The 13,288-nt window shown below is 64.0% G+C and carries 12 protein-coding genes; 3 read left to right on the top strand and 9 right to left on the bottom strand.

Annotated features, from left to right (window positions below; all coding sequences use genetic code 11):
* Positions 1–3: 3 nt before the first annotated feature.
* Positions 4–927: a CoA ester lyase gene (locus tag GGD67_RS05635; protein WP_179731523.1), complete on the bottom strand. Its 924-nt coding sequence runs from the start codon at positions 925–927 to the stop codon at positions 4–6.
* Between the two features lie 2 nt (positions 928–929).
* Positions 930–2,096, bottom strand: coding sequence for a CaiB/BaiF CoA-transferase family protein (locus tag GGD67_RS05630; protein WP_179731521.1), 1,167 nt, complete (start codon positions 2,094–2,096; stop codon positions 930–932).
* 408 nt (positions 2,097–2,504) lie between these two features.
* Here GGD67_RS05630 and GGD67_RS05625 point away from each other — a divergent pair, with 408 nt between their 5' ends.
* The gene (locus tag GGD67_RS05625; protein WP_179731519.1) at positions 2,505–2,843 is read left to right on the top strand and encodes a hypothetical protein; all 339 of its coding nucleotides are present in this window, start codon (positions 2,505–2,507) and stop codon (positions 2,841–2,843) included.
* Positions 2,844–3,203: 360 nt separating this feature from the next.
* Positions 3,204–3,881: a ParA family protein gene (locus GGD67_RS05620; RefSeq protein WP_025032179.1), complete on the top strand. Its 678-nt coding sequence runs from the start codon at positions 3,204–3,206 to the stop codon at positions 3,879–3,881.
* A 79-nt stretch (positions 3,882–3,960) separates the two neighbouring features.
* Here GGD67_RS05620 and GGD67_RS05615 read toward each other — a convergent pair whose 3' ends face one another.
* From GGD67_RS05615 to trxB, 5 genes are all read right to left on the bottom strand, one after another.
* Positions 3,961–4,125 (bottom strand): hypothetical protein, encoded by a 165-nt coding sequence (locus GGD67_RS05615; protein WP_018318263.1) that lies wholly within the window; start codon positions 4,123–4,125, stop codon positions 3,961–3,963.
* Positions 4,126–4,257: 132 nt separating this feature from the next.
* Positions 4,258–4,404, bottom strand: a complete 147-nt coding sequence (locus GGD67_RS05610; protein WP_018318262.1) for a hypothetical protein — start codon at positions 4,402–4,404, stop codon at positions 4,258–4,260.
* A gap of 313 nt (positions 4,405–4,717) precedes the next feature.
* Positions 4,718–5,626, bottom strand: coding sequence for a 4-hydroxy-tetrahydrodipicolinate synthase (locus tag GGD67_RS05605; protein WP_179731518.1), 909 nt, complete (start codon positions 5,624–5,626; stop codon positions 4,718–4,720).
* A 459-nt stretch (positions 5,627–6,085) separates the two neighbouring features.
* Complete coding sequence (locus tag GGD67_RS05600) at positions 6,086–7,009, bottom strand: LysR family transcriptional regulator (RefSeq protein ID WP_026201990.1); 924 nt, start codon at positions 7,007–7,009, stop codon at positions 6,086–6,088.
* Positions 7,010–7,014: 5 nt separating this feature from the next.
* On the bottom strand, positions 7,015–7,980 hold the full coding sequence (gene trxB, locus GGD67_RS05595; protein ID WP_018318258.1) for a thioredoxin-disulfide reductase: 966 nt from the start codon (positions 7,978–7,980) through the stop codon (positions 7,015–7,017).
* 266 nt (positions 7,981–8,246) lie between these two features.
* On the opposite strand from trxB, the gene GGD67_RS05590 reads away from it, so the two are divergent.
* Positions 8,247–8,726 carry an Lrp/AsnC family transcriptional regulator gene (locus GGD67_RS05590; protein ID WP_026201989.1) on the top strand — a complete coding sequence of 160 codons (480 nt, stop codon included), beginning with the start codon at positions 8,247–8,249 and terminating at the stop codon, positions 8,724–8,726.
* A gap of 400 nt (positions 8,727–9,126) precedes the next feature.
* Here GGD67_RS05590 and greA read toward each other — a convergent pair whose 3' ends face one another.
* Positions 9,127–9,600: a transcription elongation factor GreA gene (greA, locus tag GGD67_RS05585; protein WP_018318257.1), complete on the bottom strand. Its 474-nt coding sequence runs from the start codon at positions 9,598–9,600 to the stop codon at positions 9,127–9,129.
* A 221-nt stretch (positions 9,601–9,821) separates the two neighbouring features.
* A complete protein-coding gene (carB, locus tag GGD67_RS05580; protein WP_179731516.1) occupies positions 9,822–13,286 on the bottom strand; it encodes a carbamoyl-phosphate synthase large subunit in 3,465 nt (1,154 codons plus the stop codon).
* Positions 13,287–13,288 lie beyond the last annotated feature (2 nt).

Raw genomic sequence — 13,288 nt, 5'->3', positions numbered from 1 at the left:
CCGCTATGACCCCAGCTCGATGATCCGGCGCGCCATCCGCACATTGGCATAGTCGATCATCTTGCCGTCCAGCGTCACCGCGCCCTGGCCGTTTGCCTCCGCCTGCTCCATGGCGTCGACGATCCGCCGCGCCTGGGCCAGCTCATGCTCGGACGGCATGAACGCGCGCAGCGTCGGTTCGATCTGGTCGGGATGGATGACCTGCTTGCCGTCGAACCCCATCGCCGCGGCCTTTTGCGCGCTGGCCTCAGTCAGCCTGGCATCGCGGAACGCGCCGCAGGGGCCGTCGATGGCGATGAGGCCGAACGCGCGGGCGGCGACCAAAAGGCGCATCATCGGATAGGCAAAGAGGTCGAGCGGGGCGGAGGCATAGCCGCTTTGCGCCGATCCCACGTGGCGATAGCCGTCCGGCGACACGCCGATGTCGGAGGAGCGGGCGCCGATCGACGCCGCGAAATCGCCGACGCCCAGATGCAGCGCGGCGACGCTGGCGTGACATGCGGCGAGCGTGTCGACATTGACGAGGCCGAGCGCGGTCTCGATCAGCAATTCCAGCGCGACCGGCGCGGGGCGATCGGGGTTAGCTGCCCGCAACTGCTCAGCAATCCCGGCGATATCGCTGGCGCGCTCCGCCTTCGGCACGATCACCGCATCCAGCCGGGGAAAGGCAGCCAGCGCGCGGATTTCCTGGGCGATGAAAGGACTGTCGACGGCGTTGATCCTCACCGTGACGCGCTTATTGCCCCAGTCGAGCGAGGCGAGGGAGCGGACGGCTTCCTCCAGGGCGAGGCTTTTCTCGGATGGCGGCACCGCGTCTTCGAGATCCATGAACACCGCGTCCGCCGCTGATGCCGCTGCCTTCGCGACAAGACGGGAGCGATGCGCGGGGACGGCGAGGTAGGCCCGCGTTGGCCGTTGTTGCGCCATCGTCAAATGTCCTTCGCCAGTCCGAGTTCGCTGAGGATGGCCTGGTTGTGCTGTCCCACATCCGGCACCGGATCCATCCGCGGCTTGACGCCTGGAATGGTCAACGCAGGCAGGAAGCTCATCACCGGCCCGCACGGCGAGCCGACGCTTTGCACCCGCGACCGCGCGCGAAGCTGCTCATGCGCCAGAAAAGCCTCGACCGAGTTCAGATGCGCGTTGGCGATCGAGGCCTCATCCAGCAGTCGCAGCACCTCCTCGCTGGTCATGGATGCAAAGCGCTGCTCGATATGCCCTTGCAGCTCGTCGCGGTTTTGCATGCGCAGCGGATTGGTGCGGAAGCGCAGGTCGTCGGCGAAGCCGGCATCGCCGAGGACGATGCCGCACAGCGACCGCCATTCCCGATCGTTCTGGATGCCGAAGAAGATGGTGTTGCCGTCGCCGACCCGGAACGGTCCGTACGGCGCGATCGTCGCATGCCTGGCGCCGGTTCGCGGCAGCGGCCGGCCCGTGCTGTGCGTGTAGAAGGCGGGATAGCTCATCCAATCCGTGATAGAGTCGAACAGCGAGGCCTGGAAGGCGGTGCCCTTGCCGGTCCGCTCGCGGCGGTACAGCGCCATCAGCACGCCGTTGAGGATGTACATGCCGGTGGCGATGTCGACCACCGACAGCCCGACCTTGGCCGGCTCCGCCTCCGTGCCGTTGATGGCGAGAACACCGGCCTCGCACTGGACCAGGAGATCATAGGCCTTCTTGTCGCTGTAGGGGCCGCCGGTGCCATAGCCCGAGACGTCGCAGGCGATGATGCGCGGATGTTTGCGCAACAGCGATGCGGCATCGAGGCCGAGCCGCTCGGCAGCGCCGGGCGCGAGGTTCTGGATGAACACATCGGCCTGCGGCAGCAGGGCGTCGAGCACCTTGCGGCCGTCTTCGCTCTTGATGTCGATGGCGAGGCTTTCCTTGGAGCGATTAGTCCAGACGAACTGGCTCGACATGCCGTTCATCACGTGGTCGTAGTCCCGGCAGAAATCGCCAGTGCCCGGCCGCTCGATCTTGATCACCCGCGCGCCCCAGTCGGCGAGGTGACGGCTCGCCAGCGGCGCCGCGATCGCCTGCTCGAGCGAGACCACCGTGACGCCGGACAGCGGCAGCTCCGCTTCATTCCCTTCCATGAGATCGCTTCCTCTCGTGCGCTTTTCGACCAGCGCAGGAGACAGGCCGATCACCCCACGCGCATCTTTTTGGATGGGACATGATGCCCCTGTTTTGCCCGACAAGTCAAACCTGGTTTCGTCAAATCCTAAGACGAAATGCGCTGCGATTACCGTGGCTTGGCTACTGTGCATGGGGTTGTTTTCGCAGTTTTGTGTTTGAGGGCGAGACCCTTTCCTCGGCCACACCTGTCATCCTCCGCCTTGTGCGCAATTGCGCACAAGGCCGGGCGACGACAGTGGAGAGGTTGCCGAGCGGCACCCGCCTGTTGCCAAGACCGCACAGGTCCGACCTTTCGCATCTGCCCTCGTTGCCAACGAACCGCCGTTCACCCACTATTCCCTCCGACTCGACATGTGGGGGGATCGATGCCGGCGTTTCGCTTCAAGACATCCTTGGCTGCTGCAACCCTCGGGATGGCCCTGGCCGTTCTGATCCAGCCCGGTACCGGCTTCGCCTACACCCCGGAGGAGCAGCAGGCCTGCACGCCGGATGCGATGCGGCTGTGCGGCGAGTTCGTGCCGAACGTCGACGCCATCACGGCCTGCATGATCAAGAAGAAGGCGCAGCTCTCGCCGCAATGCCGGGTGTTCTTCCGTCCCGGACCCGAGCCGGGCGAGGCCCGCGCCGGCAAGCCGACCAGCATCACGCCCAAAACCGCGAAGAAGAGCGGCAAACCCAAGAAGAAAAGGACCAGCGACGGCTGAGCGCGGGATAGCCCGCGTTCCTTATCCGAAACTTCGTAATGTAACGGACTCCTTTTGTTCGCGCAGGCTGCGCTGATGCCTGCGGCAATTACGAATGTGCGAAGGAAAAGAGTCGGGTAAGGGTTTGCGCGGGAAGGTTGCATTCCGCTTGATCCCGTTCGGCTGCTCAAAGAACGCACAGATGCTCGCGCGGGCGGCGTTTCGCTGCAGTTGGTCTCTTGTCGTGCGACGCAGTGTGACTCAAAAGCCAACACGCCTTGTTATTTCGTGGCGGTAACGCAACCCCCGATAAATTTTTCTTTCACGAATCAGCGCGGTGATTCATTTTCGCAGCCTGGGGTCAATCTGGAGGCCGAAGGTATGAACGTTATTGTTTTTGCATCGCGTAAAGGCGGCTCGGGCAAGAGTACCCTAGCCGCGCATCTCGCCGCGCAGATCAAGGCGAGCAAGCAGGTCATGCTCGTGGACGCGGACCCGCAGGGCTCGCTGACGCTGTGGCACAAGCTGCGTGGCACCAACGAACCGCCGATCAAGGCGGCGGTGAATTCCGTCAGCGGCATCGTCTCCGCTGCCAAGCGCGACGGTTATGAATGGGTGTTGATCGACACGCCGCCGAACCTCTCGGCCGTCGTCGACGACGCGATCAAGAACGCGACGATGGTGGTCATTCCGGCGCGTCCCGGCGTGTTCGACGTCAACGCGGTGCAGGAAACCATCCAGATGTGCCGCGCCGCGCGCAAGCCCTACGCGGTCGTGCTCAACGGTGCGCCGGCCAAGCGCGACGAAGCCGAAAGCCCGATCGTCACCATCGCCCGCGAAGCGCTGGCGAAATTCCGGGCTCCGGTGTGGGGCGGCCAGATCACCAACCGTTCGGATCTCTTGATGGCGCTGAGCCACGGCGAGGGCGCGCGGGAATACCAGGCCGAGAGCCGTGCGGCCCAGGAAATCGCAAGGCTGTGGGCGGCGATCGAGCGTTCAGTTAAGGCCATTCGCGGCACGGCGTCGGCGTCCGGCGCAATGCACAAGCAGGCTGCTTAATTTCATTATTCATTTCCCCGGACGAAAAACGCGCGGGAACGTCCGCGCGTTTTGCGTTTTCGGGATCTGCTGAAGGAGGCTACGCCACCATCAGCATGTAGAACACGATGACCGGCGACATCGTCAGGATCACCGACCAGATGCCGGCGGCCCAGAGAATGTCCTCGGTGGTAAAGCTCTGCTCGGTGGACAGCTTCTCCTGTCCGGCGCCGAAATGCGACGCCATCTCATTATGACTATTCATAAACGCCCCCGCGATTTCTTCGCTTATGGGCGTGAACGATACGCGGGATGTTTTAAGATTCCGGCTTGCAAACAGCTGCGCATTTTGAGCGCATTTGTGACGGCCGCTTAACCATCCGCGCGACGTGCCGCCTCAGGCGAGCCAGACGCGAAACAGCAGCGCCGGCATCAGGCCGAGCATCACTGCCCAGAACCCGAACGACGAAACGACGAGAATTCCCTGCAAAAGATCGGCCGGCGCGAATTGCTGCGCGGCCGTAGGCCGGGTGCGATGTCCCATGGTCATTCCCCTCTGGAAGTTCCTGGAGAGCAACGATAGGGACGGATGGGTAAACGAGGCGTGGATGCGCCATGCGGCAACAGCGAAGGCCGTTGGGGCGCGGTTAACCAAGTGGCGGCTCTTACCCTCCCCTGGAGGGGTCCGGGACGAGCGAAGCTCGCCCGTGGGTCGGCTCACATGAGCGCAGCGAAATGCGAGACGGGGTGGGGTGACGGTCTCGCCCATCCGACAGTGCCCGAGTGGAGAGATAACCCCACCCCGCTCGCGCTTCGCGCGATCGACCCTCCCCCTCCAGGGGAGGGTGAACGAGAAACTACGCCGCCACCTTCGTCCGTCGCTCGATCTCGCGATCGATCGCGGCGGCCAGCTCGCTGCTCACTTCCACCATCGGCAGGCGCACTTCGGGGCTGTCGATCTGGCCGCATCGCCACAGCCAGTACTTCGCCGGCGCCGGGCTCGGCTCGGTGAACAGCAGCCGCGTCAGATCGGCCACCTCGTGCCAGCGCGCCTGCGCCGCGTCATGGTTGCCGCGCTTCGCTTCCGCATACACCGCCGCGAACGTCGCGGTCTCGACATGGGCGGACAGCACGATGCCGCCGTCGGCGCCGTCGCTGAGCGCCTCGAAAAAGTTCGCGTCCTCGCCGGTGAGCACGCGAAACTCCTTCGGCCGGTCGCGCAAGAGCGCGATCGATTGCTCGCGGCTCGCGCCGCAATCCTTCAAGCCGATGATGTTGGGATGCTCGGCGAGCCGCAGCATGGTCTGGTTGGTGATGTTCACCGAGGTGCGATAGGGAATGTTGTAGAGCGCAATCGGCCAAGCGGCGTGATCGGCGAGCGTCTCGAAATGCGCCAAGAGGCCGCGCTGCGAGGGCCGCACATAATAAGGGCTTGCGATCAGATAACCGTCGATCGGCCAGTCCGCGGTCTCGTCGAGACGGTCCTTCAGCCGCGCGGTGTCAGCGCCCGACAGTCCGAGGCAGATCGGCAAGGTGCGCCGGCCCGCCGCCATCTCGTCGCGCACGATGGCGACGAGACGTTCGAGCTCGGCCTCGCGCAACGTCATGCCTTCACCCGAGGTCGCCCCCAGGATGAAGCCGTCGATGCCTTGCGCGCTGTAATGTCGCGTCAGCCGCCGCAGCGATCGCTCGTCGAGCGCGCCGCCCTGAAACGGCGTCACCAGCGGCAGCCACAGCCCGTGCAAATGATCTTCAAGTCCGGTCATGTTTCCATCTCCTTCTCGGGAAACCTGAGACGGAGGGCACATGAAAAAACCCCGTCCAGGCGGCGGGGTTTTCGGGATTGCAGCGATGACGAAGCCGGTCTAGCGCGCACAAAACTCCGAGGTCCCCGGATGGGGGCCTTTTTTCGAGGCGATCGCCTTCGACGAGATTGCGCACGACTTCGTGATCATCTGCAAATGATGCGGGGTATGCCTGGAACTGTCAATACACGCGGAGGGCGAAGGCCGATTTGACCGAAAAAAAGCCGGGCTCGAACGAGCCCGGCTTAAGGTATTGGCCACGTGAGGCCGACACAATCACCTTCCAAGAGGGATTACTGAACTCCCGCGCCACTGGAGGAGGGGGACAAATGCGCAACGCGAAGGCTCAGCGTGCAAACAGTATGAGCTTGACGAGCGCCATGCAGCAACAGCCGAGGCCGCATGTCAGTCATGCGGAAATCAGGACGGCCAGCGCTGCGCCTTGCTCACCACGAAGTCGCGGAACACCTGCACGCGCGCGACCGTCTTCAACTCTTCGGGATAGACAAAATACGTATCGAGCTGGATCGAATCCGACTCGCCGAACAGCTGAACGAGTTTGCTCTGTTCCTCGACGAGGTAGTCGGGCAGCGCCGCGATGCCGAGGCCCTGCTGACAGGCGCGCACGAGACCGAGGATGTTGTTGACCCTGAAATAGGCTTCGCGCGGACCCGAGCCGTTGCGGCCCGCTTCGACCAGCCAGTTGCGGTTCTGCAGATGCGGCGCGAAGTTGCCGTCCGAGAGCGTGATGATGCGGTGGGAGTCGAGCTCCTCCAGCGTGCGCGGCGTGCCGAAGCGCTTGATATATTCCGGCGAGCAATAGGCGTGGAAGCCCATCGCGAACAGCTTGCGCTGGATGAGATCCGGCTGCGTCGGCTTGCGGGTGCGGATCGCGACGTCGGCCTCGCGCATCGACAGGTCGAGCTCCTCGTCGGTGACGATCAGGGAGATCCGGATTTCCGGATAGAGCGCGGTGAACTCGCCGAGCCGCGGGATCAGCCAGTTGATGCCGACGCCGGGCGTGGTGGTGATCTTGAGGTCGCCGCTCGGCCGCTCGCGGCTGTCGGTCAGCTTGGCGCGCGCCGCCTGGAGCTGCATGAACACGTCATGCGCGGTGCGGAACAGCAAATCGCCCTGCTCGGTGAGGATCAGGCCGCGGGCATGGCGGTGGAACAGCGAGACTGAAAGCTCCTGCTCCAGCGCCGAGACCTGGCGCGACACCGCCGATTGCGACAGGCCGAGCTGCTCGCCCGCATGCGTGAAGCTGCCCGCTTCCGCCGCCGCGTGAAACACCTTCAGCTTGTCCCAGTCCATATCCGTAAATCCGTCGCGTGTTCGGGGCATGATCTTTATTCCGCTGCCGCGCGCTCGCTGGCGCGCAGGGCCAAGAAACGTTCGGCTTCGAGAGCTGCCATGCAGCCGAGGCCGGCGGCCGTGACGGCCTGGCGATAGGTCTCGTCGGCGACGTCGCCGGCGGCGAACAGGCCGGGCACCGATGTCGCGGTCGAGTTCGGGGCGACCTCGACATAGCCCGACGGTTTGAGCTTGATCTGGTCTTTGACGAGCTCGGTCGCCGGTGCGTGGCCGATGGCGATGAAGATGCCGTCGGTCTTCACGTCCGTCAGCGCGCCGGTCTTGACGTTCTTGAGGCGGACATGGGTGACCTTATTGGGGTTCTCGGTGCCGCAGATCTCGTCAACGGCGCTGTCCCAGATCACCTTGATCTTCGGGTGCTTGAACAGGCGCTCCTGCAGGATGCGCTCGGCGCGGAAATGGTCGCGGCGATGCACGATGGTGACCTGCGAGGCATGGTTGGTGAGGTACAGGGCTTCCTCGACCGCGGTATTGCCGCCGCCGACCACCACGACCTCCTTGTTGCGGTAGAAGAAGCCGTCGCAGGTGGCGCAGGCCGATACGCCGCCGCCCTGGAACTTTACTTCGGACGGCAACCCGAGCCAGCGCGCCTGCGCGCCGGTGGCGAGGATCACAGAGTCAGCGAGATAGACATCGCCCGAGTCGCAGGTGAGGCGGAACGGCCGATGCGAAGTTTCCAGCTTGATGACCAGGTCCGTGACGATCTTGGTGCCGACATGGACCGCCTGCTTCTCCATCTGCTCCATCAGCCAGGGGCCCTGGATCACATCGGCGAAGCCGGGATAGTTCTCGACGTCGGTGGTGATGGTGAGCTGGCCGCCCGGCTGGATGCCTTGGATCAGGATCGGCTCGAGCATCGCGCGCGCGGCGTAGATCGCCGCCGTGTAACCGGCGGGGCCGGAGCCGATAATGACGACCTTTGCATGAACAGGAGCGGACATTTCGATGGACGCCTTTCACGGGGGATTTGCAGCGCGGGCGCGGAACATGCCGGGAGGCGTCGCGGAGGCGCTGAAATATCAGAGCTAATCTAAGCGTTCTGGTGAGCTATGCAAGAATTGCATTCCCTCTCGGCGGATTTTTCCAACAAGGAACAAAAGTCGATTGCGGTGCACGCGCAATAAAATTGCGCTAGTCGTGCGGACTGGGCTATGAGGATTGCGGCAAACCCACCAATCAAGCCGTAAAGGCCAGGAGTTCCAATCAAGTGTCGCGGAACCTAGACGACATCGACCTGAAAATTCTCTCCGAGATTCAGGCCGACGGTCGAATCACGAATGTTGAGCTGGCCAAGCGGGTCGGCATCTCGCCGCCGCCCTGCCTGCGCCGCGTCCGGGCGCTGGAGGAGGAGGGCTACATCCACGGCTATCGTGGCCTGCTCGATGCCCGCAAGCTCGGCTTCGACGTCACGGTCTTCGCCGCCGTGCACCTGTCCAGCCAGGCCGAGGCGGATTTGCGCGCCTTCGAGGAGTTCGTCCGCGCCGAGCCCCTGGTGCGGGAATGCTGGATGTTGTCGGGCGAGGTCGATTTCATCCTCAAATGCGTCGCCCCCGACATGGCGACCTTCCAGGATTTCGTCACCCATCTGACCGCCGCGCCCCACGTGCGGAACGTGCGAACGTCATTGGTGCTGCATAATTCGAAGTATGAGGCGGCCGTGCCGCTGGACGTGAAGGGGCGGAGGTAGCCGCTCTAGAGTCCTGCCAATCCCGTCATCCTGAGGCGCCGAGGCATCGGGCGCAACGCGCCCGATGGGGGGCCCGAAGGATGCGCGGCCAAGATGCAGCAGCGCGCGGCAACAGTTGGGCCGTCGCCCTTCGAGGCTCGCCGAAGAGGCGAGCACCTCAGGGTGACGGGAATGGAATTAGGTTCGCTGCATCAACACCGTCATTGCGAGGAGGAGCTCTTGCGACGAAGCAATCCAGAGTCTTTCCCGGCGGCAGCCTGGATTGCTTCGCTGCGCTCGCAATGACGGGCGGAGAGAGTTCGTTTCTCCACTCACGCAAGCGATGCGCTAAAGACACCCCTAAACAAAAAGGCCGCGCATCGCGCGGCCTTTTGAAACATCTCAGTGCAGCGGCAAATCCTTACCGCCATTCCACCTTGGTAATTTCATACGCCTTGGCGCCGCCGGGTGCGTTGACCTCGACGGTCGAACCTTTCTTCTTGCCGATCAGCGCGCGGGCGAGCGGCGAGGTGATGGAGATGCGGCCCTTCTTGGCGTCGGCCTCGACCTCGCCGACGATCTGCCACACCGTCTTCTTCTCGGTGTCCTCGTCGACCAAGGTCACGGTGGCGCCGAACTTGATGGTGTCGCCGGACAGTTTCGAGATGTCGATGATGTCGGCGCGCGCGAGCTTGTCCTCGAGCTCTGCGATGCGGCCTTCATTATGGGACTGCTCTTCCTTCGCGGCATGATATTCCGCGTTCTCCGACAGGTCTCCGTGCGAGCGCGCCTCCGCGATGTGCTCGATGATGCGCGGACGGTCCTCGGACTGGCGCTTCTTCAATTCTTCCCCGAGCGCGGCAAAGCCGCTCGCTGTCATCGGAACCTTTTCCATCTCTTCTCTCGTTCTTCGGTTACGCGCCCCCACAACAGCGGGCGCGGAAACCTTGATTCGTCGGTATTCCCGGCGCTGAACACGCGGCCACCGGAACATTATGTGGGCTGGCGCCGGAACAGAACAACCACCATGGCCGGACAGTTCCTCCGGCCATTGTGGCTTCATTGCCAATCACTTAGCGGAGGCCTAACCCTTAAGGCTCGGCCTCCCGCTCGCGATCAGGTTTCCGAAAAGTAGCTCTGCAGGGTACGAACCTCAAGGTCCCCGCCGAGATAGGCGCGGATGCCCTGCGCGGCCGCCACGGCCCCGGAAAGAGTGGTGTAATACGGCACTTTATGCAAGAGGGCCGCGCGCCGCAGCGAACGGCTGTCGGCGAGCGCCTGCGGGCCTTCGGTGGTATTGAAGACGAGCTGGACGTCGCCATTGGTGATGGCGTCGACGATGTGCGGCCGACCCTCCAGCACCTTGTTCACCTTCTCGGTCGGGATGCCCTGGTCGGTCAGGAAGCGCTGGGTGCCCGAGGTCGCCAGCACCTTGAAGCCGAGCGAATGCAGTTCGCGGACCGCATCGGCGATGCGCGTCTTGTCGCTCTCGCGCACCGAGACGAACACCGTGCCCTTGCGCGGTACTCGCGTGCCGCCGCCGAGTTGGCTCTTGGCGAAGGCGACCTCGAAATTGCGGTCGATGCCCATGACCTCGCCGGTCGAGCGCATCTCGGGGCCGAGCACCGTGTCGACGCCGGGGAAGCGCGCGAACGGGAATACCGACTCCTTGACGCCGACGTGCTTGAGCTTTGCCTTCTTCAGCTTGAAATCGGCAAGCTTCTCGCCGGCCATGATGCGCGCGGCGATCTTCGCGACCGGCGTGCCGACCACCTTGGCGACGAACGGCACGGTGCGCGAGGCACGCGGATTGACCTCGAGCACGTAGATCTCGCCGTCCTTGACGGCGTATTGCACGTTCATCAGGCCGACGACGTCGAGGCCGAGCGCGAGCTCGCGGGTCTGCCGCTCCAGCTCCTCGATCATCTCAGGCTCGAGCGAATGCGCCGGCAGGGAGCAGGCGCTGTCGCCGGAATGGATGCCGGCTTCCTCGATGTGCTCCATGATGCCGACAATGAAGGTGTCCTTGCCGTCGCAGAGGCAGTCGACGTCGATCTCGGTTGCATCCGAGAGATAGCGGTCGAACAGCAGCGGGTTCTTGCCGAGCACGGTGTTGATCTGCCCGGTCTTGTCGTTCGGATAGCGCGCCTTGACGTCGGCCGGCACCAGCTCCGGCAGCGTGCCGAGCAGATAGTCGTTGAGCTGGTTCTCCTCGCGGATGATCTGCATCGCGCGGCCGCCGAGCACGTAGGACGGGCGCACCACCAGCGGCAGGCCGAGATCGGCAGAGACGAGCCTTGCCTGCTCGACCGAATAGGCGATGCCGTTCTTCGGCTGCTTGAGACGCAGCTTGTCGAGCACGCGCTTGAAGCGGTCGCGGTCCTCGGCAAGATCGATGGCGTCAGGCGAGGTGCCGAGGATCGGCACTTCGGCGGCTTCCAGCGCGCGCGCGAGCTTCAGCGGCGTCTGGCCGCCGAACTGCACGATCACGCCGTGCAGCGTGCCGTTGCTGCGCTCCTTGGCGATGATCTCCAGCACGTCCTCGGCAGTGAGCGGCTCGAAATACAGCCGGTCGGCGGTGTCGTAATCGGTCGACACGGTTTCCGGATTGCAGTTGACCATGATGGATTCATAGCCGGCATCATGCAGCGCGAAGCAGGCGTGACAGCAGCAATAGTCGAATTCGATGCCCTGGCCGATGCGGTTCGGTCCGCCGCCGAGAATGATGACCTTCTTCTTGTCGGACGGCGTGCTCTCGTCCGCCGGCGCGCCCGCGAACAGCGCCTCATAGGTCGAATACATATAGGCGGTCGGCGAGGCGAATTCGGCCGCGCAGGTGTCGATGCGCTTGTACACCGGACGAACGCCGAGCGCGTGGCGCTTCGCGGTGACCGCGGCCTCCGTCGTCTCGGCGAGCACCGCGAGCCGCGCATCAGAGAAGCCCATGGCCTTCAGCGTGCGCATGCCGAAGGCATTGCCCGGCAGGCCGTTCTTGCGAACCTTCTCCTCCATGTCGACGATGCCGCGCATCTCGCTGAGGAACCACGGATCGATCTTGCAGGAGTTGAAGATCTCCTCGTTCGACCAGCCGAGCCGCATCGCCTGGGCGACCTGGAGCAGCCGGTTCGGCGTCGGCGTGCCGAGCGCGGCCCGGATCGCGTTCTTGTCGTCGTCGCGGCCGAGACCCTCGATCTCGATCTCGTCGAGGCCGGTCAGTCCGGTCTCGAGCCCGCGCAGCGCCTTCTGCAGGCTTTCCTGGAAGGTGCGGCCGATCGCCATGACTTCGCCGACCGACTTCATCGACGTCGTCAGCGTGGTGGAGGCGCCGGGGAATTTCTCGAAGGCGAAACGCGGCACCTTGGTGACGACGTAGTCGATGGTCGGCTCGAACGAGGCCGGCGTGGCGCCGCCGGTGATGTCGTTGGCGATCTCGTCGAGCGTGTAGCCGACCGCGAGCTTGGCCGCGACCTTCGCGATCGGGAAGCCGGTGGCCTTCGAAGCCAGAGCGGACGAACGCGACACGCGCGGGTTCATCTCGATGACGACCATGCGGCCGTCCTCGGGATTGACGCCGAACTGCACGTTGGAGCCGCCGGTCTCGACGCCGATCTCGCGCAGCACCGCCAGCGAGGCGTCGCGCATGATCTGGTATTCCTTGTCGGTCAGCGTCAGCGCCGGCGCCACCGTGATGGAATCGCCGGTGTGCACGCCCATCGGATCGAGGTTCTCGATCGAGCAGACGATGATGCAATTGTCCTTCTTGTCGCGCACCACCTCCATCTCGTACTCTTTCCAACCGAGCACGGATTCTTCGATCAGCACTTCGTTGGTCGGAGACGCATCGAGGCCGCGCTCGATGATGTCGAGGAACTCTTCCTTGTTGTAGGCAATGCCGCCGCCGGTGCCGCCCATGGTGAAGGAGGGGCGGATGATCGCGGGCAGGCCGATCTCGGACAGCGCCATCATGGCCTGGCCGAAGGCGTATTCCTGGTAGCGCTTGCGGCGCTCGCTCTCGCCGAGAGTCCACTGCCGCTCATGCTCTTCGAGCGCGGCGCCGGAGAGTTTTTCGCGCTCGGCCTGATATTTGTCGCGGAACGATTTCTTCAGCGCCGAGGCGTTGGCGAGCCGCGACTTCGGCGTCTCGAGCCCGATCTTGGTCATGGCCTCGCGAAACAGCTGGCGGTCTTCCGCCTTGTCGATCGCATCCGCGGTCGCGCCGATCATTTCGACGTCGAACTTGTCGAGCGTGCCCTGGCGGCGCAGCGACAGCGCGCAGTTCAGCGCGGTCTGTCCGCCCATGGTCGGCAGCAGCGCGAAGCCGCCGGGGATGACGTGACGTTCCTTCTCGATGATCTTGGCGACGATCTCGGGCGTGATCGGCTCGATATAGGTCGCATCGGCCAATTCCGGGTCGGTCATGATGGTGGCCGGGTTGGAATTGACGAGGACGATGCGATAGCCCTCTTCCTTCAGCGTCTTCACCGCCTGGGTGCCCGAATAGTCGAACTCGCAGGCCTGGCCGATCACGATGGGACCGGCGCCGATGATCAGGATGGTGGTGATGTCTGTACGTTTGGGCATCA

The sequence above is a fragment of the Bradyrhizobium sp. IAR9 genome, assembly GCF_013408065.1.
In the GTDB taxonomy this organism is placed as follows: domain Bacteria; phylum Pseudomonadota; class Alphaproteobacteria; order Rhizobiales; family Xanthobacteraceae; genus Bradyrhizobium.
This window is presented reverse-complemented; position numbering and strand designations above follow the sequence as displayed.

Excerpts from the sequence above, each read along its gene's own strand:
- GGD67_RS05620 (WP_025032179.1), top strand. The coding sequence starts at position 3,204 with ATGAACGTTATTGTTTTTGCATCGCGTAAAGGCGGCTCGGGCAAGAGT.
- GGD67_RS05615 (WP_018318263.1), bottom strand. The coding sequence starts at position 4,125 with ATGAATAGTCATAATGAGATGGCGTCGCATTTCGGCGCCGGACAGGAG.
- GGD67_RS05605 (WP_179731518.1), bottom strand. The coding sequence starts at position 5,626 with ATGACCGGACTTGAAGATCATTTGCACGGGCTGTGGCTGCCGCTGGTG.
- GGD67_RS05635 (WP_179731523.1), bottom strand. The coding sequence starts at position 927 with ATGGCGCAACAACGGCCAACGCGGGCCTACCTCGCCGTCCCCGCGCAT.
- trxB (WP_018318258.1), bottom strand. The coding sequence starts at position 7,980 with ATGTCCGCTCCTGTTCATGCAAAGGTCGTCATTATCGGCTCCGGCCCC.
- greA (WP_018318257.1), bottom strand. The coding sequence starts at position 9,600 with ATGGAAAAGGTTCCGATGACAGCGAGCGGCTTTGCCGCGCTCGGGGAA.
- GGD67_RS05610 (WP_018318262.1), bottom strand. The coding sequence starts at position 4,404 with ATGGGACATCGCACCCGGCCTACGGCCGCGCAGCAATTCGCGCCGGCC.
- carB (WP_179731516.1), bottom strand. The coding sequence starts at position 13,286 with ATGCCCAAACGTACAGACATCACCACCATCCTGATCATCGGCGCCGGT.
- GGD67_RS05600 (WP_026201990.1), bottom strand. The coding sequence starts at position 7,009 with ATGCCCCGAACACGCGACGGATTTACGGATATGGACTGGGACAAGCTG.
- GGD67_RS05625 (WP_179731519.1), top strand. The coding sequence starts at position 2,505 with ATGCCGGCGTTTCGCTTCAAGACATCCTTGGCTGCTGCAACCCTCGGG.
- GGD67_RS05630 (WP_179731521.1), bottom strand. The coding sequence starts at position 2,096 with ATGGAAGGGAATGAAGCGGAGCTGCCGCTGTCCGGCGTCACGGTGGTC.